Source organism: Acetobacter fabarum (genome assembly GCF_029069195.1).
Classification (GTDB): domain Bacteria; phylum Pseudomonadota; class Alphaproteobacteria; order Acetobacterales; family Acetobacteraceae; genus Acetobacter; species Acetobacter fabarum_A.
Window position 1 is genome coordinate 20,650 of sequence record NZ_JARDYK010000012.1, and the last position, 18,940, is coordinate 39,589.

General features: G+C 58.0%; 18 protein-coding genes. 2 read left to right on the plus strand and 16 right to left on the minus strand.

Annotated elements, in window-relative coordinates; translation table 11 throughout:
• Positions 1 to 70 precede the first annotated feature (70 nt).
• A complete protein-coding gene (locus PY793_RS12110; RefSeq protein WP_275178275.1) occupies positions 71 to 922 on the minus strand; it encodes an SDR family NAD(P)-dependent oxidoreductase in 852 nt (283 codons plus the stop codon).
• Between the two features lie 21 nt (positions 923 to 943).
• Between PY793_RS12110 and PY793_RS12115 the strand changes: the two genes are divergently transcribed.
• Positions 944 to 2,101 (plus strand): hypothetical protein, encoded by a 1,158-nt coding sequence (locus PY793_RS12115; protein ID WP_275178276.1) that lies wholly within the window; start codon positions 944 to 946, stop codon positions 2,099 to 2,101.
• Between the two features lie 61 nt (positions 2,102 to 2,162).
• Here the strand turns inward: PY793_RS12115 and thiL are convergent, their stop codons facing one another.
• From thiL to nrdR, 3 genes are all read right to left on the minus strand, one after another.
• A complete protein-coding gene (gene thiL, locus PY793_RS12120) occupies positions 2,163 to 3,164 on the minus strand; it encodes a thiamine-phosphate kinase (protein ID WP_275178277.1) in 1,002 nt (333 codons plus the stop codon).
• Complete coding sequence (gene nusB, locus PY793_RS12125) at positions 3,130 to 3,657, minus strand: transcription antitermination factor NusB (RefSeq protein WP_275178278.1); 528 nt, start codon at positions 3,655 to 3,657, stop codon at positions 3,130 to 3,132. Before nusB ends, thiL begins: the two co-directional genes overlap by 35 nt.
• A gap of 62 nt (positions 3,658 to 3,719) precedes the next feature.
• Positions 3,720 to 4,196, minus strand: coding sequence for a transcriptional regulator NrdR (gene nrdR, locus PY793_RS12130; protein ID WP_086646468.1), 477 nt, complete (start codon positions 4,194 to 4,196; stop codon positions 3,720 to 3,722).
• 132 nt (positions 4,197 to 4,328) lie between these two features.
• On the opposite strand from nrdR, the gene PY793_RS12135 reads away from it, so the two are divergent.
• A complete protein-coding gene (locus PY793_RS12135) occupies positions 4,329 to 4,820 on the plus strand; it encodes a copper chaperone PCu(A)C (RefSeq protein WP_275178279.1) in 492 nt (163 codons plus the stop codon).
• Positions 4,821 to 4,879: 59 nt separating this feature from the next.
• Here PY793_RS12135 and glpK read toward each other — a convergent pair whose 3' ends face one another.
• The 12 genes from glpK to PY793_RS12195 form a co-directional block, all read right to left on the minus strand.
• Entirely contained in the window at positions 4,880 to 6,379 is a 1,500-nt protein-coding gene (gene glpK / locus PY793_RS12140) for a glycerol kinase GlpK (protein WP_275178280.1), read from the minus strand.
• Between the two features lie 28 nt (positions 6,380 to 6,407).
• Complete coding sequence (locus PY793_RS12145; protein ID WP_275178281.1) at positions 6,408 to 7,226, minus strand: MIP/aquaporin family protein; 819 nt, start codon at positions 7,224 to 7,226, stop codon at positions 6,408 to 6,410.
• A gap of 47 nt (positions 7,227 to 7,273) precedes the next feature.
• Positions 7,274 to 8,809 carry a glycerol-3-phosphate dehydrogenase gene (gene glpD / locus PY793_RS12150; protein ID WP_408744707.1) on the minus strand — a complete coding sequence of 512 codons (1,536 nt, stop codon included), beginning with the start codon at positions 8,807 to 8,809 and terminating at the stop codon, positions 7,274 to 7,276.
• A 102-nt stretch (positions 8,810 to 8,911) separates the two neighbouring features.
• Positions 8,912 to 9,694, minus strand: a complete 783-nt coding sequence (locus PY793_RS12155; protein WP_275178283.1) for a DeoR/GlpR family DNA-binding transcription regulator — start codon at positions 9,692 to 9,694, stop codon at positions 8,912 to 8,914.
• Positions 9,691 to 11,610, minus strand: coding sequence for a DNA helicase RecQ (gene recQ / locus PY793_RS12160; protein WP_408744708.1), 1,920 nt, complete (start codon positions 11,608 to 11,610; stop codon positions 9,691 to 9,693). The genes PY793_RS12155 and recQ overlap by 4 nt, the downstream gene beginning before the upstream one ends.
• A 5-nt stretch (positions 11,611 to 11,615) precedes the next feature.
• Positions 11,616 to 11,993 carry an OmpA family protein gene (locus PY793_RS12165; RefSeq protein WP_275178285.1) on the minus strand — a complete coding sequence of 126 codons (378 nt, stop codon included), beginning with the start codon at positions 11,991 to 11,993 and terminating at the stop codon, positions 11,616 to 11,618.
• An 85-nt stretch (positions 11,994 to 12,078) separates the two neighbouring features.
• Positions 12,079 to 13,767, minus strand: coding sequence for a thiol reductant ABC exporter subunit CydC (cydC, locus tag PY793_RS12170; RefSeq protein ID WP_275178335.1), 1,689 nt, complete (start codon positions 13,765 to 13,767; stop codon positions 12,079 to 12,081).
• 46 nt (positions 13,768 to 13,813) lie between these two features.
• Positions 13,814 to 15,535 (minus strand): thiol reductant ABC exporter subunit CydD, encoded by a 1,722-nt coding sequence (gene cydD / locus PY793_RS12175; protein WP_275178286.1) that lies wholly within the window; start codon positions 15,533 to 15,535, stop codon positions 13,814 to 13,816.
• Positions 15,536 to 15,635: 100 nt separating this feature from the next.
• A complete protein-coding gene (locus PY793_RS12180; RefSeq protein ID WP_342803927.1) occupies positions 15,636 to 17,309 on the minus strand; it encodes a sensor histidine kinase in 1,674 nt (557 codons plus the stop codon).
• Positions 17,310 to 17,410: 101 nt separating this feature from the next.
• Complete coding sequence (locus PY793_RS12185) at positions 17,411 to 17,572, minus strand: NepR family anti-sigma factor (RefSeq protein ID WP_275178336.1); 162 nt, start codon at positions 17,570 to 17,572, stop codon at positions 17,411 to 17,413.
• 116 nt (positions 17,573 to 17,688) lie between these two features.
• Complete coding sequence (locus PY793_RS12190) at positions 17,689 to 18,285, minus strand: sigma-70 family RNA polymerase sigma factor (RefSeq protein WP_275178288.1); 597 nt, start codon at positions 18,283 to 18,285, stop codon at positions 17,689 to 17,691.
• A 127-nt stretch (positions 18,286 to 18,412) separates the two neighbouring features.
• Positions 18,413 to 18,859, minus strand: coding sequence for a sigma-70 family RNA polymerase sigma factor (locus PY793_RS12195; protein ID WP_275178337.1), 447 nt, complete (start codon positions 18,857 to 18,859; stop codon positions 18,413 to 18,415).
• Between the last annotated feature and the right edge of the window lie 81 nt (positions 18,860 to 18,940).

Sequence of the window (18,940 nt, forward strand, 5' to 3'; positions counted from 1 at the left end):
CCCGCAGTTTACAGTCAAACGCCCAAAAGGCCCGGCAGAACTGCCGGGCCTTTTGCATATCTCCTCCAGCTTATCGCTCTGTTTGCCCCACAGCCAGACTGAGCAGAATATGCTCGCGCAATTTTTGGGGAAGCAGGCGTTCGATTACACGCAGAACACGGAACGGCCACGGAAAAATATATTCCCGCCGCCCCTGTGCAATGGCGCGACCAATCAGGCGGGCTGCCTTTTTGGCAGGAACGAGAAAAGGACGCGGGCCTTCCAGCCGCTGGCTCATGGGCGTATCCACAAACCCGGGCACGATCAATGTCAGCTGAACGCCATATTGCCGCCAGGCCAGTCCTGCAGATTTGGCAAAAAATGCCAGTCCGGATTTGGAGCTGCTATAGGCGGCAGAAAACGGCATCTCGTAAAACCCGGCAACGGAACCTATGAGCGCAATATGCCCACTGCGCCGCTCGACCATGCTCCTCGCTGCTGCCGTAGCCAGTGTGACTGGCGTTGCATAATTGACCAGTCCAAGCTGGAGCACCTTCTGCGGGTCTTCCGTTTTGTCGTCAAGAGACTGAATATCAGACAGACCCGCACCAAGCACCACACAGTCTGGCTTATGGGTTACATCATCTTCTTCAAAAGCTTTCAGGGCTGCGGCTCCATCGCACAGATCAATCTGGCGTGTATGCACCACAGCCCCGCTGGCGCAACATTCCATGGCTAGCTGGCTCAGCCGCGTGGCATTTCTGCCCCACAAAATCAGGGTCCGGCCGGGTGCTGCATAATAGTGTGCCAGCTCTGCACCAATGCCGCCCGTAGCCCCTGTAATAAGCACGGAACGCAGAACGCCCTTCCCCGATGCATCAGAATTCACATTTTTTCCTTTCCCATTGCGAGAGAATAAGGCATCACCCGGAAAGTTTTTCATCTTCCGTTCCATGGAGGGGCAATGTCTTTCCCGACTCAGATTACCGTTTCCCCTGTTTCGGGCTCACGTCAGCTTTCTCTCTTTATAAAGCTTCCGCGCAAACTTTACGATGGTCTGCCCGGATATGTTGCTCCTTTGGACATGGAAGAGCGCAATATGCTCTCCCCAAAAAAAGCGCCTTTTTACGATCATGGCTTTGCGTGTTATTTTCTGGCATGGCGGGATGGCAAACCGATTGGCCGCATATCTGCCCAGATAGACTCCCTTGTGCTCAAGCAACCCGGTCTCAGAACCGGTTTTTTTGGTGCGCTGGACACAGCAGAACCCGCCTGCGTTCCCCTGCTCCTAGAAGCCGCGACCCAATGGCTTAAAATACGCGGCGTCGAACGCATCCGCGGCCCATGGACACTGAACAGTAACGGCCAGTCCGGCGTAATGATTGAAGGGCAGAATGAAATGCCCATGATCGGCACTCCATGGCACCCGACAACCCTTGGGTCAGCCATTGAAGAGACCGGCTTTAAAAAAGCGATGGACCTACTCTCCTACCGTATGGAAACAGGGCCGCAGGCCGAGCACGCCAACCAGATTCCCCCCAACCTGCGCCAGCGTCTTGGCAAGATTACCATGCGTGGCCTGCGCCTTAAACACATTACAGAAGACGCCACAATCCTGCGCGAAATCTATAATGATGCCTGGGCCAACACATGGGGCAATGTTCCCCTGACCCCCAACGAAGTCGAAACCCTGCTCAAGGCGCTCAAACCCATCCTGCGGCCCGAGCAGTATGTGCTGGCCGAAGTTGAGGGCGAACCCGCCGCCATAGCGCTGGTTATACCCAATATGTTTGACATCAGTGGCGATCTTGGCGGTGCGCCCTCCCCTCTGGGCTGGCTTAAACTGGGGTCACGCATTCTCAGGCATGATTTTCATTCCGCCCGGGTTGTGCTCCTTGGTGTTCGCCAGAAATATATGAGCACCGCCCTGCGCGCCATGCTGCCTGTTCTGATTATTGATGAACTGATGCGACGCGGACACATCCTGCCCTACCGGACCATTGAACTGGGTTGGGTGCTGGAAACACATACAGGACTGCGGAACCTTATTGAGCGTATAGTCCCTACTCCATACAAACGGCATCGTATGTATGAGAAGATTCTGGTCCAGCCAGACATCTGAATCCTCCCCTTTACAGGCAAGCGCCGCAACCGGGTGCAAACCCTCCTTGCGCACAAACCACCTACAAGTGACTCCAGCCTTTGGTCCTGAAGTGCATGGGCTGCCCTGCATCATCCACAACGGACACACCCGGCTCACCGGCTTCAAACTGGCCTATCCGTGTTACAGGCACAATCCCATACGGCGTAGGCAGGTTAGGGCAGGACAGAAGCTGCTGCTCCCGTTCAGTGGGTACGGCAAACAGGATTTCATAATCATCTCCGCCAGTCAGGCAGACTTCCCGCCATGCGGCCCCTAATGCGCGCGCAGCAGGCGAGAGAGGAACCTGATCAGCCAGAATACGCACATGCAGGGCATTCTCCCGCGCCAGATGGCCTGCATCCTGCACCAGTCCATCAGATACATCCATAGCAGCAGATGCCAGACCATGCAGGGGCAGTCCTATCCGTGGCTGCGGCAGACGGTAGCGCTGCGCCAGATAGCCTGTAAGGTCGGCCAGAGGAGGCTCTACCCCCTGCAACACGCGCAGGCCCAGCGCCCCGTCCCCTATGGTTCCGCTGACCCACAGACCATCCCCTGCCCGCGCGCCACACCGCTGGATAGCCTGACCGGACAGGACCGAGCCGACAATGGTCAGCGAAAGAACGAGCGGTCCGGAGGTAGAGGTCGTGTCCCCCCCCATAAGGCTCAGCCCGAAGTGGGCCTGATCCTGTGCCAGACCCGTGCAGAACTGCTCTACCCAGCCATCCGTGATATGAGGAGGGCGCGCAAACGCCAGCAGCCAGCCTTCCGGCTGGCTGCCCATGGCGGCGAGATCAGACAGGTTGCACCGCAACAGCTTCCGGCCAATTGTATCGGGGGGGTCGGTCGGTAGAAAATGAACATTTTCCACCATGGCATCAACCGCCATAACCATTTCGCGCCCCTGCGGAGGCGAGAACACCGCGGCGTCATCTTGCAAGTTCAGGGCAGCAGGCCCAGCAAGTGCTAAAAAATGCCGCCGTATAAACGCAAACTCCGGTGGCAGATCAGTCTGCAATCGGGGGGACGGCGGTGCTGTCATGATCTTCAACCGGTGTAGGGGTTTTGAAAAGCGTATCCAGCACACCATTCACCAGACGGGGCTCATCCCCAGAAAAGAAACCATGCGCCACGTCCATATACTCATTGATCAGGACCGCAGCGGGTACTTCTGCGTGGCGGAACTCCGCTATGGCAGCCACAAAAAGGGCACGCAGGACCGGGTCCAGCCGTTCAATCGGCCAGGTGGATGGCAGAGTTTGGGCAATATCGCCTTCAATAGCCGTGCGGTTGGAAACAGCCCCTTTTACAATGGCGGTAAACAGGGCCACATCCGCTTCGGGAATACGTCCATCCTCGTAGGATTCACCGCTCAGGGTCGTGCCAAACCGATGGACCAGAAACTGCTCAATAACGGAATCCGGACGATCCCCATTCTGTTCAATCTGGAACAGCGCCTGTACGGCGGCAACACGCGCGGCTGTGCGCGGGCGTTGTGCGGCTTTGAGCTTGGGTTGGTCCTGTAGTTCGGTCATCGTTCTCTCCTGCCCCACTTTTATGCGAAGCCGCGTTTTGTGGCGTTTTTACACATAAAGGTCTAGTCTTTTTGTTCGCTCTGCTGGGTTTTGCTTTCCATGAGCGTCAGAATCTCGGAAAAATCCCGGGCTTCCGTAAAATCCCGGTACACGCTGGCAAAACGCACATACCCCACGCCATCCACTTCCTTGAGCGCGTCCATGGCAAGTTCACCAATGCGAGCGGAAGCGACTTCCGTATCCCCCGAAGCTTCAAGCTGGCGTACCACCCCGGTTACAATCTGCTCCATCTGTTCATCCGATACCGGGCGCTTGCGCAAGGCAATACGGATAGAGCGAGAGATTTTATCCCTGTCAAACGGCGCACGCCGCCCATCCTGCTTGACCACGACCAGTTCGCGCAGCTGTACACGTTCTACTGTGGTAAATCGCTGCCCACAGGACAGGCACGCCCTGCGACGACGGATGGCCGACCCTTCTTCATTCGGGCGACTGTCCTTGACCTGACTATCCGGGTTCCCGCAAAAAGGGCAACGCATGATGGTACCAACCTTCCCTCAGGCGCGTATCCGACGGCATTGTGCTGTTCAAAGAGCGCTAGGTGACACTCAGATATTTGTTTTAAGCGGGTTCGTCCATACTGCTCATGCCCCAAGGCCCACGGAGACACCATGAAACCTCGTTACCAAGCAATACTGGCCAGCGCTCTGATCAGTCTGACAGCACCCGGCGCCTTACATGCACAGGAACACAATGACGGACAATCCGTTCCCGGACAGGCTAACGCCCAGCAGGATATCACCATTACCGATATTTTACTTCACCTCCCCCCCACACAGGGCGATGGGCGGACGGAACTGTATTTCAGCCTTACCAATAACAGCCACACGACCCATCTGCTGACCGGCGTTATCTCTCCTGCCTGTGGCGCGCTGATCGGCTACCATGCCGACCAGGAAAACACATCTGCCACACGCCGTCTGTTCCAGCATCTGGCTCTGCCGGAAACCACAACACTGGTATTTGCAGGCGCTGGCTACCATATGCTCTGTGTGAACCCTGTGGCACGGGTACTGACCCAACCCAATGTGCCGGTTACATTCCAGTTTCTTGGCGGATCAAGCAAAACCATGTCCGCACCGGTGACATCCACCGCCCAATAGTACAGGAACAGCCACCAAAAGAACCGGCACGCGCGCCGGTTTTTTTGGCACCGTTCCACCTAGCCACCGGTATAGGTGCTGAGCGTGCGCTTGACAGCCTGATGCCAGCCAGCGATCATGGTCCGACGCTGGGTATTGTCCATTTTAGGCTCGAACAGGGAGCCACGCGCCCATTCTGCCGCTACGTTTTCCTCATTTTCCCAGACACCAGTGGCCATACCGGCCAGAAAACCTGCACCCAGAGCTGTCGTTTCGACATTACGCGGACGTTCGACCCTGGCTTGCAGCATGTCTGCGAGGAACTGGCAGTACCAGTCATTGGCGGACATGCCACCATCCACACGAATGCTCTCCGTGGTGCCACCACCGTCCTGCACCATGGCGCTGACCAGATCCAGCGTCTGATACGCCACGGACTCCAGCGCTGCCCGGGCAATATGGGCCGCAGTGGCATCCAGCGTCAGACCACAGATCAGGCCACGTGCATCCGGGTCCCAATGGGGGGCACCAAGGCCGACAAACCCGGGCACCATGTACACACCGTGGCTGTGCGGCACGCGGGTTGCCATATCATCCGTCTGGGATGCATGGGTGATCAGGTGCAACCCGTCACGCAGCCATTTGATGGCCGCACCGGCCACAAAAATAGAGCCTTCCAGAGCATATGTTGGTTTGCCATTGAGCCGGTAGGCAACCGTGGTCAACATCCGGTTCCGTGATTCCACGGGCTTATCCCCCGTGTTCAACAACAGAAAACACCCCGTTCCGTAAGTGGCCTTGGCCATGCCCGGCGTAAAGCAGGCCTGTCCCACAACGGCTGCCTGCTGGTCGCCGGCAATCCCGGCAATGGGGATGGGCCGTCCAAACAGGGCCGGGTCCGTTTCCCCATACAGTGTGCTGCTATCCTTGACTTCGGGCAGCAGACTGGCAGGAATACGGAACAGGCTCAGAAGGTCCTGATCCCACTGCTGACGATGAATATCAAACAGCATGGTGCGTGAGGCATTGGTCGCATCGGTTGCGTGGACCTTGCCACCTGTCAACCGCCACAGGATAAACGAATCAATGGTGCCAAACGCCAGTTCGCCTTTTTCGGCACGGGCGCGGGCATTGGCCACGTTGTCGAGCAGCCATGCCAGTTTTGTAGCGGAAAAATAGGGGTCCAGCAGCAGCCCCGTGCGTTCGCGCACCAGAGCTTCGGCTCCCTCGTCACGCAGTTTCTGGCAGACACTGGCCGTCCGCCGGTCCTGCCAGACAATCGCGCGATGGATCGGCTTGCCCGTACTGCGCTCCCACACCACAATGGTTTCGCGCTGGTTGGTAATGCCAATACCTGCAACCCGGTCCGCAGCACCACTCTGCTCCAGCGCCGCGCGCGCTGTGGTTAGCACGTCGGTCCAGATATCTTCGGGGCAGTGCTCCACCCAACCGGCATTGGGGTAATGCTGCGGAAACTCCTGACGGGCAGCAGCCAGTTCGTTGGCGTGATGATCAAAAACGATGCTGCGGGTTGATGTTGTTCCCTGATCAATCGCCAGAACACAATCTTTTTTGGTCATGGGGAATATCCCTTCTTATTCTGAGCAGTCAGTCTGCCGCAGGAGTGGAATGACGGCCCAGTGCGGGCATGAACGGACGCAGCAGCGTCTGGTAAAGCGTGGCCCCGATAACCCCGCCCACAAGCGGGCCTACAACGGGCACCCACCAGTAATTCTGGGGAGAAGGAAGAGCCGTACGCCCCCAGCCCGCGACAAAACAGAACAGGCGAGGTCCAAAATCGCGTGCAGGGTTAATGGCCCACCCTTCCAGATACCCCGAAGATGCGCCGATAATGGCCACCAGCAAGCCAATGATCAACGCGCCAGAATTGGCCTGAGGCGCGGCCGTATTGTACTGGCAGGTCACTGCAAAAATACCGAGGACCAGAAAAGCCGTCAGGATTGTCTCGTTCAGCAGCGCGTGCAGGGGCGTTACAAAATCGCCCGGATGGGTAAAAAACACGCCTGCTGCAGCGCCATCATTGGCAAAATCCAGATGATGGGACAGCGCATAATGCACGATAACCGAACCATAAAGGGCATAAACCAGACACGCACCCAAAAAGCCGCCGACTACCTGCGCCCCCCAGTACGGCAGCACCTTGCGCCACGCAAACCCACGGTAGCAGGCAAGGGCCAGTGTAACCGCAGGATTGGCATGTGTGCCAGAAACAGCACCGGTCACGTAAATGGCAAGGGTCACGCCCAGCCCCCACGTAATGGCAACTCCCCAGTAGGAGAGCTGGTAAGGGCTTGGGTCATACAGCGAATACATGGCCGCAACGGAATCACCGATCAGAATAATGATCAGCACCGCCAGACACTCGGCTATCAGCTCGCCCCAGAGGCTATTTTTTACCTTATCCATATCTTTCCTCTTTTTGTTTTTTTGTTCGGAAAGCGGTATTTTACAGATCAGACAGCTTTCTTCTGAACATAGGTTTCAACACGGGCTTTTTCGGCATCATTCAGATGCAGGCCCAGCTTGCTGCGCCGCCACAGCACATCTTCTGCCGTGCGGGCCCATTCGCGCGCCATCAGGTAATCAACTTCCCGCGCGCTCAGATTCCCACCCAGCAGTTCTCCCATATCGTCCATGCTGCTGGCCTGTCCGATAATTTCGTATGTACGGCTGCCGTAATTGCGCATCAGACGCCAGGCCAGTTCCTCTGGCAACCAGGGGGCTGCGCGGCGCAAGCGGGCAAGGGCACCATCAAAGCCACCTTCACCAATATCACCACCGGGCAGCACTTCGCCCGCAGTCCAGCTCTGGCCACCCACTACGGGCAGCACCGGAGCCAGCTTTTCCAGCGCGTGTTCGGCCAGCTTGCGATAGGTCGTGATTTTGCCACCAAAAATGGAAAGCAGGGGCGCACCATCCCGCGTGTCCAGATCCAGAACATAATCGCGCGTAACCGCAGATGCGTTGGCAGAAGCATCATCATACAATGGGCGCAGTCCTGCGTAGCTCCACACGACATCGTGCTCATGGACCTGCACATTCAGGTAGCGGTTCACGCTCTCGCACAGATACGTTACTTCATCTGGTGCAATGCCAACCTTGCCCGGCTCATCCTTCCACGGAATATCTGTCGTGCCGATCAGGGTGAACTTCTGCTCATATGGAATGGCGAACACAATCCGCTTATCAGGATTCTGAAAAATGTAAGCCTGCGGCCCTTCGTAAACACGCGGGACAATAATGTGGCTTCCCTTGACCAGACGCACAGATTTGGAATTGGGGATTTTAAGCGTATCGGCCAGCAGACGCGCAACCCACGGACCAGCCGCGTTAACCATTGCCCTGGCGCGCACACTCCGGGTCTGGCCCGTCATACGGTCTTCCAGTGTTGCCACCCATTGCCCGTTCACGCGCTGCGCGGCAACCAGGCGGGTACGCACCCACACATCTGCCCCACGCTCTGCCGCGTCCATGGCATTCAGCACGACAAGGCGGCTGTCCTGCACCCAGCCATCGGAATAGATGAATCCCTTGGTATATTCAGGCTTGAGCGCACGGCCTGAAGAATGCTTACGAAAATCCACGCCAATGGATTTAGGCAGCGTCATATTGGATGCCAGATGATCGTACAGGAACAACCCGGCCCGGAGCATCCACGCCGGACGTACCAGTTTGGAATGAGGCAGCACAAAACGCAGTGGCCACATGATGTGCGGGGCCATGGTCAGCAGGCGTTCGCGCTCCATCAGCGCTTCACGCACAAGACGGAACTCATAATATTCGAGGTAGCGCAGACCACCATGGATCAGCTTGGTGCTGGAAGAGGAGGTATAGCTTGCCAGATCATCCTGTTCCACCAGCAGGACGGACGCACCACGCCCGCAGGCGTCACGCGCGATGCCGGTACCGTTAACGCCCCCCCCGATAACGAGAAGGTCATAAATACGTTCAGGTGTTTCTGCTGCTGACATGGTTTTTATCGGTTCCATCTACACGAAGGCTCCGTTCATTTTATTCGAATTCGAAAACAGAACGCAAGAACTATGGTCATCGTCCCCGATGGAAGATATTTTTTGAACCATGATGTTCTTTTACGAACACTCCTGCGCGCCAACAACATGGAGCTGCACATCATGCTCCCGCAAAATGGCACGAATACCCGCTGAGGGGGGCTGGTCCGTAAAAAATGCATTGATCTGGGAGATATGCCCTACCCGCGCCATGGGTCTGCGCAAAAACTTGGTATGGTCGGCCAGCAGAAACACCGTTCTGGCGTTGCGCATGATCGCCTGCGCCGCGTTAATTTCGTCCGCATCAAAATCCAGCAGCGTGCCATCCGCATCAATGCCGGAAATACCGATAACGCCAAAATCTGCCCGATACTGCTCGATCATGGCAGCAGCAGCCGGGCCCACAATCCCGCCATCGCGCAGCCGCACACTGCCTCCTGTAATAATCAGGCTACATTCAGGGGCTGGAGCCAGCAGGGTCGCAACATGGATATTGTTGGTAATAACCCGCAAGGTCCTGTGGGTGCGCAGCGACCGGGCAAAAGCCTCGGTTGTGGTTCCGATATTGATGAACAGGGAGGCTCCGTCCGGTATGGCCTTTGCGGCTTCCCGCCCTATGGCGTCCTTGGCTTGGAGGTTCAGTATCTGCCGGTCGGAATAGGCAATGTTCTCCGCGGGGGAAAGGCTGCTGGCCCCCCCATGATGGCGGGCCAGCAGCCCCTGCCCGGCCATCATGTTGACGTCCCGCCGTACGGTCTGCACAGTTACACCCAACTCGCGCGCCAGTTCCTCGCTGGCAACATAGCCGTGCTGGTTGACAAGGCGCAGAATATGCCTGCGCCGTTTTTCCAGAGCATTACTCATGCTGGTTCTGCCTCAATAACTGCCAGAACAGCCTCGCCATAACGTTCCAGCTTGGAGCGACCTACGCCCTTGATTTCTCCCAAGGTACCCAGATCATCGGGTTTTTCGAGCGCTATGTCTTTCAGAACCGAATCATGGAAAATGACATACGGAGGAATTTCCTGCTCTCTGGCTTCTTCCCGCCGCCATTGACGCAAGGCTTCAAACAGGGCCAGACGGTCTTCTGGCAGGTCCAGCCCCACAGATTGCCTCTGCCCGCGCGTGGACCCCACATTACCTGCGTGCTCCACAACCGGGTCAGCCCGCAAGGCAACATTTTCCTCCCCGCGCAGGATCGGACGGGCAATATCGGGGTTCAGTCGCAATCCGCCATACTGCCCTTCTATCCGCAGCGCTCCGCGCGCAATAAGCTGGCGCACCACACCGCGCCAGAACGCCTCGCTCCTGTCCTGACCAATCCCCCAGACCGAAAGCCTGTCGTGCCCGTTACGGCTTATGCCATCGGTCTTCTTGGCCCGCAAAACCGCAATAACGTGCAGTGCGCCAAAACTTTCCCCCGTGCGATACACGGCCGAGAGCAGCTTGCGGGCGGCTTCCGTTCCATCAAATGTCAGCACAGGGTGGCGGCAGTTATCACAATGTCCGCAGGGTTGTGCCAGTTCCTCGCCAAAACAGTGTAGCAACGCCTGTGTGCGACACCCTGTCGTTTCAGTAAACGCGATCATGGCTTCCAGACGGCTGCGCATGATGCGTTTTTCGTTATCCGGAGCGGCGGACTGGTCCAGCCAGTAGCGCGCGCGGGCTATATCCTCGCCCCCGTAAAGCAGCACGGTATCGGACGGCAGGCCATCACGCCCTGCCCGACCGATCTGCTGGTAATAGGCCTCGGGCGAGGAAGGCATGTCCAGATGCACAACGGCGCGCACATCCGGGCGGTCTATACCCATGCCAAAAGCTACCGTAGCCACAATGACCAGCGGCTCCCCCGAGCGAAAACGCAGCAACGCCGCACGTTTTTCCACCGGGGACAGCCCCGCATGATACGCCAGGGCAGGCCAGCCGCGCTCCCGCAGGGAGGCCGCTATACGCTCGGTTCTGGCGCGGCTTCCACAATAGACAATGGATGCATCTTCCCTGTAACGCTCAAGTGCTACAAGCAGTTGCTTCAACTCCGAGCCTTTGGGCTGAACGGCAATATTGAGGTTGGGCCTATGAAAGCTTGAAACCAGAACCTGCGCATGCGGCATATCCAGCGCCGCCAGAATATCATCACGCGTGCGTTCATCCGCCGTGGCGGTCAGAGCCAGCCGTGGCACGTTGGGAAAATGCCGTGGCAGTGCGGTCAGCGCCCTGTATTCGGGCCGGAACTCATGCCCCCAGGCTGAAATGCAGTGTGCTTCGTCTATGGCAATAATGGACAGCGGAATACGCGTAAGACGGTCCAGCGTACCTGAAGACAAGAGCCGTTCAGGCGAGATATACAGCAGGTCCACACGACCATTTGCCAGATCGGACCTGATCTGGGCAGACTCGTTTTCGTCCAGTTCGGAATGCAGCGCGGCAGCATTAACCCCAAGCTGCCTGAGCCCCGCCACCTGATCGTCCATAAGTGCAATAAGGGGGGAGATAACCAGCCCCATGCCCGGCCGACATAAAGCTGGAATCTGGTAACATACACTTTTGCCCCCGCCCGTAGGCATGAGCACAAGGGCATCCTGCCCCTGCATGGCGCACTCTACGGCCTGTGCCTGCAAACTTCTGAACCCGGGAAACCCAAAAACAGCCTGCAACACCTCCAGTACGGACCGGTTACAAAACCGGTCACGCGGGGGCACTGCAGGCGCCCTTTCCTCCGGCAGGCCTAAAGGCGGCTCATACGGAGGAATATCGGGGTATGCAGGCTCTCTTTCCTCCATGGCGTTCAGGGGCTTGTCAGTTCGATCTCTACACGGCGGGAGCCAACAACCATCCCTTCCATGTTGGAAGGAGCGCGAGGTGTTTCCACAATACGATCACCGCGCACGCCGTCTTCCTGCAGCTTTGCCGTCACTGCCTTGGCCCGCTGGATTGCAACGAGCGCATCGGCAGACAGATCCTTGCCAGCCCCGGCATAGCCTTCAACCCGAACAATGCGGGAAGGGCGCTTCTCCGCTTCCTGCGCGACCTGCGCAACCACTTCCTGCCCGGCCTGATCAAGCTCGGCCGACTGGTTGGAAAAAAAGACAACATATTTGCGAGGAGCCTGACTGGCGCAGGCAGCCAGAAGGCTGAGGCAGGCGACTGAAAACAAGCGGCGCATAATGGTCATTCCTGAATTATCAAAACAAAACCGTTTTATTTGGTGCCCCTCCCGACAGCTGGCGTCAACAACGATTCCAGCAGGCCTAGGCCGCAGCAGCTTTTGCCACACCATCGGACAGACGCCAGATGCGATCCAGCTTTTCCACCCCGGTCAGGCGATGGGCAATCAGTATGACCGTGCGGCCCTCGGTTACGGTATTCAAGGTCCGGAGGAAGTCCTGCTCTGTCTGCGCATCCAGCCCGGTGGCGGGTTCGTCCAGAATAAGAATGGGCGCAGGAGTCAGCAGTGTACGCGCCAGCGCAATACGACGCCCCTGCCCGCCGGAGAGACGAATCCCCCCTTCTCCCACCCAGGTATCCAGCCCTTCGGGCAGTGCCCGCACAACATCGGACACCGCAGCCTGATCGAGAGCCTTCCATAAGTCATCTTCGGAGGCATCAGGCCGACCGAGCAGCAGATTAGCGCGAATGGTGTCATCAAACAGATGCGTCGCCTGCGAAAGCCAGGCCATTCTGCTCCGCACCGCATCGGGGCGTATGGTGGCAATATCCTCCCCGCCCAGATAGATATGACCTTCCTGTGGGCTTGCCGCACGCAACAGCAAAGCCGCAAGACTGGACTTCCCCGTGCCCGAGGGCCCCAGAATGGCCACCCGTGCTCCTGCGGGAATATCCAGAGTAAGCCCTTTTAAAACCCACGGCCTGTCTTCCGCCCACCGGAATCGTACATTATTCAGGTGGATGCTGGTATCCGCCGGAGCATTCTCCTGCGTAACCTGCGCATTGGCAGCGGCGGGCTGCACTGCCATTTCCACCACCCTGCGGGCCGAAACCCCCATAACACCGGCCTGCAAACCTGCACGTGTCAGGGTTACAGCACTTTCAAACGCGGCAACGGTCAAAAAGAGTATGCTCACCCCTTCAAGCGCGCCTACCTTGGGTAGCAGAATACCTGCAATGGCCAGCAACACCATAAAAACGGCAAACTGCCCGAACAAAAAAGCCAGACCATTGGCGAATGCCGCACGTCGGGCCACAGCCATCTGCCCCTGCAACAGTGCCGCATCTGCGGCCTGTACGCGGGCCAGCATCCGCCCTTCTGCACCAAATGCCCGGATTTCGCGCAGCCCCCCTACCAGATCCAGCACGGAAATACGCAAATGCGCCAGCAGATGAGCCGCCTGGTCAGCCGCTTTCTGCCCCGACCGTGCAATCAGCCAGGGCACCAGAAAAGACGAACAGGCAAACAGCACGCCAACCGCCACCCCCAGCACAAGGCTCTGCTGCCCTACAATAACCAGCAGGGCCGGAAAGGTCAGACCCGCGCAGACCAGCGGCACAACAATCCGCAGGTAAAGCCCATCCAGCGCACCAATATCGGATACCAGACGGGACAGCATATCCCCCGCCCGGCGGAACCCCAGCCCTGCCGCCGCACCATGGGCAAGGGAATGAAAAAACCAGACCCGCAGATCTGCCAGCGCACGGAACATGGCGTCATGCGCAAACAGGCGCTCCGCATAACGCAGCGTCACGCGCCCCACACCAACCCAGCGCAGCAATGCGGTTGTCACCACCACTTCGCCCAGCACACCCCCTGCCAGCCGCAAGCCGGAAGTCTGCATAAGTGCTAGCCCGCAGGCCAGCGCGGCCAAAGCCAGTAGCGCGCCCCCCACCAGCCGCAATCCCTGCCTGCGCCACAAGCCGAATATAACGCACACAGCCTGCCAGTCCGTAAATCTGGCAGGGGGCTGTGCAGGCACATTATGCATCCGTGCGGGGGGGTGTCCGGCTGATGTCTGATCTTGCATTGCCATGTTATGCAGCCCCCTGCCGATTGATGACGCGCCCGTTTTGCAGGTCTATCCGCCGCCCCTTGAACATATGAGCCGCAGCCGAATGTGTGGCCAGAATAACCGTACGACCAACGGCCAGACGTTGCAGGCTTTCAAAAACGCTTTTTTCGGTGGCAGGGTCCAGATGCGCCGTGGGTTCATCCAGCAGTAGAACCGGAGCATTTTTGAGGTAGGCCCGCGCAATGGCAATGCGTTGCGCCTGCCCGCCGGACAGGCCAAACCCACCCTCACCGATCTGTGTATCCAATCCATCGGGCAGCGTTGGCAGGAACTCATCCACTGCGGCGGAACGCAGCGCATTTGCCAGTTCCTGCTCATCCGCATCGGGTCTGGCGAACAGAATATTATCGCGCAGGGAACCAGCAAACAGCACTGGCTTCTGCCCGATCCATGACACCACACGGGACAGGGCGTCGGGGACTATGCTCTGCAAAGGAGCACCATTAAACAGAACGCGCCCGTTCTGAGGCACAATAAACCCCAGCAACAGTTCCATGATAGTGGATTTGCCTGCACCCGACGGCCCTGCCAGCACCAGTGTCTCCCCCGCAGGTACGGTAAAGCTGACGTGCTCCAGAGCAGGCCCGCGCGCAGGGTCCCACGTAAAGCCGACATCATCAAACGCCACCATTACGCCATTGGCGCTAACGGTCCGGGCTCCACCCAGCACCGGACGTTCCATAACTTCGGGCAGGTCCAGTATGGCGGTCGCTGCTCCCTGGGCGTGAGCACGGTCCTGATACGCCAGCGCAAGACCGCGCAGGGGTGCAAAAAACTCCGGCACAGCCAGCAGGGCAAACAGGCTTGCAACCACAGTCTGCTGCAATGCGGGCGATGGGCCGGCAGCCTGCATGGCCAATGCCTGACGCCCGTCGAGCACGGCAAGCAGAATGAACGCAATAACCATGGCACAGTCAATTGAAGCAGAGGAAAGAAACGCCACCCGCAGCACCTTCATGGTACGCACGCGCAGTTCTTCGGCAGCATCCCCCAAACGGCGGGTTTCATCCTCTGTCCGACCGGCCAGAACAATGGTCGCAATGCCTTTGATACGATCCAGAAAACGCGCCTGAAGACGGGTCATGGCCAAAAACTGGTTGCGCGATGCCACAGCCGCGCCAATGCCAAAGACGGCCTGCCCAACAGGAACCGCCACACCACACAGGCCCAGAATAACAGCAGCACGCGGCTGCATGATGCCCACGGGAAGCAGAACAAGCAGGGGCGCCGCCATCCACAGCACGGAGGCAGGCACCCAACGGCCAAAAAAGCCGTCCAGTGCCTCTATCCGGTCCACGACAAGAGAGGCCAGCACACCGCTATGCGTGCGCCGCAGCAATGCAGGGCCACCGGCAAGAATGGAGGCCAGCACCTCCCCCCGCAAGCGCCTGCGTGCTACAATACCCGCTTGTGCAGCAGCCACATCCGCCTTGATCATGCACAGGGCACGCAACATGGCCAGAGCCGGGAACAGCATAAAGGGCCATGCCGGAAAAGCAGCCCCCTGCCCGCCCGTCTGCCACACCACCAGGGCATGCCCAAGAACAACAGCCACACACCAGGCCTGCCCAATACCGGCAAGACTGGAGAGCAGCCCGGACCCAACCACTGATCGCGCTGCCTGACGACCAAGACGCGACTGGAGGCGCGTCCAGTTACGTATTGCTGCTTTCTCGTTCCTCATGACAGACAGCGTTTATACTGCTCTGCCAAGGACGCAACAGTTTAGATCGCCACTCCCTGCTGCGCGTAAGGCATGCCAGCGTTCTGCGGGTGGTCATATTTTACGGGTTTTCCGCTTTTTCCAGATGCATAAGCAAAGTGAACTGCACGCCATCTTTGCCACTGTAGCTCAAAGATGCCTTTAGTTGTCTGGCAAAACCATGAATAAGCTTAAGCCCGATCCCCTGCGCGCCTGATGCGGGATCGAACGAACAGCCGGTCCCGTTATCACCAACATTCAGCGTGACCAGATTACCATTTTTTGTCAGCCGCACATGAATGGTTCCCATCCGGCCATCGGGAAAGGCGTATTTGATCGAGTTTGTCACGATCTCGGTCACGATCAGCGCCAGAGGTACCGCCTGATCCGGATCCATCCAGAAGCTGTCTGACTCCACCTGCAAACGAATACGCCCCGCATCCGTCTCCCCCGCGATATGAAAGGTCTGTTCGCACAGGTCTTTCAAAAATACGGCCATGTTCAGGCTGGTCAGTGAATCCTCGGCATAAAGTGTACGATGAAGCGTTGCCAGTGCGCGGATTCGGTCGCGCGCCAGAGCAAACTCCGCCTTGACCTCGGGGTGAGCAATCTGATTGGCCTGAAGATTGAGCAGGGACGCCACAATCTGGAGGTTGTTTTTGACCCGGTGATGAATTTCCTTCATCAGGAGTTCCTGATGCGCCATGGCCTTCTTCAGCCGAGCCTCATGCCGGGAAAGGCGCTGTGTTGCGCGCGTAAAGGCCTGCCCGAGCCTTTGCAGCTCAAGGGGCATGGTGCGCGTAATGCGCCCGTCAAACACCCCTTCCATCTGCCATTTGCGTACGGAATATGTCAGCCGTCGCAAAGGCCACACCAGCACGATATTAGCCGCCAGCGTAACCCCGATCAGCCCAGCGGCAAGCAGGAACAGCAGGGCCGCAATCTGGAAAACCATGGCTCGCAACGCATCCGCCTCTATGGGTGTACGCTGGGTCGAGACAAAAATATCGGCCCCACCGGCAATGCCACCAAGAGCATAGCCCCCCTGCATGGAGGGGAGCGACACAACCGAACTGTTACTTTTTTCCAGCTTTTCCTTTAACGAAAATACAAGTTCTGGTGGAGGCTGCTCCCAGTTGCAGTTGGTACAAACGGGAAAAAGCTCCCCGTCATGCATTAACAACCACGCCTGAACGGGGTTTGTATCATCTGAAAAAGCCTCCCACCCCGAAGCACCGCCCAGATAGGCCTGTGTGCGCGAAATTTGCAGGATACCGACCAGATAGCCATGCGATTCCGGATCCTCCAGAAAAACAGCAGGCACGGTTATCCGCAAAAATGCCCCGTTATCTTCCCCACCACCACTTTTTTGCACGGCTTCCATGACTGTGGCGTTAATCCGCGCAGGTGGAGTCAAGGTTCCGACCTCAGCGCAGGAACGGCCTGAGGGCGAAACAGATTCGAGTTTTTTGCCACTTTCATCCAGAACAGCTAAAAAACAGTACCGCTGGCCACTAATGGTTTCAGCCAGTTTAAGTGCATGCACGAGCTGGTCATGCGTCAGCTCCATATTGCCAATTGTTTCCAGCGCGCTGCGCAGGCGGTCCGTATCGTGCCGGAACTGCTGGTCCAGCCGCATAATGGTGGCAACGGCGCGCTGGGCACTCCCCACCCGGACTTCCTGATAGTTCCGAAGGGCCAGAACAGCGCCAATACAAAGAACAGGAACCCCTGACAGGCAGATAAGCGCACGCATACGCGCGCTGGTGGTGATAAACACCCGCCCCAACCCGGACATCAGCAGGGCACCAACACGCCGGGCAGCCTGCCCAAGCAGGGAAAAGGCAGACACAAGGCTCAGTCCTGCCTGCTCCGGTCTTCCTCAATCAGCTTCAGAAGCTCTTCAGGTACAGGTTCATTCACAACATCATCAAAAAGCTGGTGCAGGCCGCGCTTCAGCCAGACATCAAAAGCCTGATCCCGAGGCTGCCTGCCTTTGCGGGGGGGAGCGCCATCCATACTCTTTCCCATTCCGAACCCTGGATCCTGCCGTTGTTTGCCTGACGCCACTGTGTGCGGAGCAGGCAACTCATCCCCGACAGACCTGCAACTCATAAGCCCAGCATGCGCCATATTCAGACCAATGCTACGCTCATACGAGAGGAAACCCGCTGCGCGCCGCCACTTTTTTTTGCCATTCCAGCCCGCTCATGTTCGCCTTTTTTGCGATTACCTGAATCAGACACGGATTCTTCTCCAGTTAACCAGACCTCAAGCTGACGCCGGGCGCGGAAAACCCTGCTTTTTGCTGTGCCAACAGCACAGCCGGACACTTCAGCCAGTTCCTGATAGCTCATTCCTTCAAGAACCCCCAGCACCAAAGCTTCCCGCTGGTCATCTGGCAGCCGTGCAAGCGCTGCATCCAACTCCATCAGACTCAGCCGGTCATCATGCCGGGCAGCTACGGCCAGCATGGACTGGGGAGCATCATCAATATCCGTAGTTTCACGCTTTTTACGCAGGTCGGAAATAAAGCGGTTGCGCAGGATGCGGTGCATCCATGCCGCAAAATTGGTTCCGGGGATAAAACTCTGCTGAGCGGCCAGCGCGTTGCAAACAGCGTCCTGCACCAGATCTTCTGCGGCGGTGCGGTTACGGGTCAGCGCCAGCGCCTGCACGCGCAGCTTGGGCAGGATGGAAATAACCTGATCGTGGAATAACGAGGCTGTCATTGATTTGTACTCCGCTCTTCTTCCGTTTTATGGGAGCAATGAACAAGACCCCGCCGAGGTTACATCCGAATGCATTTTTTGTAATCACGAAACCGGGAGCCTGTGGTGCTCCCATGATCTGGCCACCCTATTCCGCCAGCGGTTGCGCCAGTTTGTGCAGCATGGCCCTGGCGCGGGAGACGCGGGCCTTGATGGTCCCGACATCCACCTCGCAAATCTCGGCTGCCTCGGCATAGGTCATGCCCTGCGCGCCAATAAGCACCAGCGCTTCACGCAACAGCGGCGTCAGCTGCCAGAGCAGGGCCTCAAGTTCGTGCACTTCCTGCCGCCCGTCTGCTGAAGATACGGCCCGTTGCTGCGGGTGTTGCCCGTAATCGGCCAGCACCTCACGCTCTTTTTTACCGCGCCGCCGCTGTTCCAGAAAAAGATTGCGCAAAATGGTAAAGCACCACGCCTTCAGGCTGGTGCCTGCCTCGTACTGCGCCATACGGTCCAGCGCGCGCAGAACGGTTTCCTGCACCAGATCATCCGCCAGAGCGGGGTCACGCGCCAAAAAGCGCGCAAAGCCGCGCAGGGATGGCAAAAGCGTCAGTAATTCCGCCTTAAAGGGGGAACGCGTCTCGCCCTGATCGGAATTTGGTGTGTTAATCAGGAT

Coding starts and splice junctions, on each gene's coding strand:
- PY793_RS12180 (WP_342803927.1), bottom strand. CDS start 17,309: ATGCGTGCGCTTATCTGCCTGTCAGGGGTTCCTGTTCTTTGTATTGGC.
- cydC (WP_275178335.1), bottom strand. CDS start 13,767: ATGCATAATGTGCCTGCACAGCCCCCTGCCAGATTTACGGACTGGCAG.
- PY793_RS12165 (WP_275178285.1), bottom strand. CDS start 11,993: ATGCGCCGCTTGTTTTCAGTCGCCTGCCTCAGCCTTCTGGCTGCCTGC.
- glpD (WP_408744707.1), bottom strand. CDS start 8,809: ATGGAACCGATAAAAACCATGTCAGCAGCAGAAACACCTGAACGTATT.
- PY793_RS12145 (WP_275178281.1), bottom strand. CDS start 7,226: ATGGATAAGGTAAAAAATAGCCTCTGGGGCGAGCTGATAGCCGAGTGT.
- cydD (WP_275178286.1), bottom strand. CDS start 15,535: ATGAGGAACGAGAAAGCAGCAATACGTAACTGGACGCGCCTCCAGTCG.
- recQ (WP_408744708.1), bottom strand. CDS start 11,610: ATGGAGGAAAGAGAGCCTGCATACCCCGATATTCCTCCGTATGAGCCG.
- glpK (WP_275178280.1), bottom strand. CDS start 6,379: ATGACCAAAAAAGATTGTGTTCTGGCGATTGATCAGGGAACAACATCA.
- nusB (WP_275178278.1), bottom strand. CDS start 3,657: ATGACCGAACTACAGGACCAACCCAAGCTCAAAGCCGCACAACGCCCG.
- PY793_RS12110 (WP_275178275.1), bottom strand. CDS start 922: ATGAAAAACTTTCCGGGTGATGCCTTATTCTCTCGCAATGGGAAAGGA.
- thiL (WP_275178277.1), bottom strand. CDS start 3,164: ATGACAGCACCGCCGTCCCCCCGATTGCAGACTGATCTGCCACCGGAG.
- PY793_RS12185 (WP_275178336.1), bottom strand. CDS start 17,572: ATGGATGGCGCTCCCCCCCGCAAAGGCAGGCAGCCTCGGGATCAGGCT.
- PY793_RS12190 (WP_275178288.1), bottom strand. CDS start 18,285: ATGACAGCCTCGTTATTCCACGATCAGGTTATTTCCATCCTGCCCAAG.
- PY793_RS12155 (WP_275178283.1), bottom strand. CDS start 9,694: ATGAGTAATGCTCTGGAAAAACGGCGCAGGCATATTCTGCGCCTTGTC.
- nrdR (WP_086646468.1), bottom strand. CDS start 4,196: ATGCGTTGCCCTTTTTGCGGGAACCCGGATAGTCAGGTCAAGGACAGT.
- PY793_RS12115 (WP_275178276.1), top strand. CDS start 944: ATGTCTTTCCCGACTCAGATTACCGTTTCCCCTGTTTCGGGCTCACGT.
- PY793_RS12135 (WP_275178279.1), top strand. CDS start 4,329: ATGAAACCTCGTTACCAAGCAATACTGGCCAGCGCTCTGATCAGTCTG.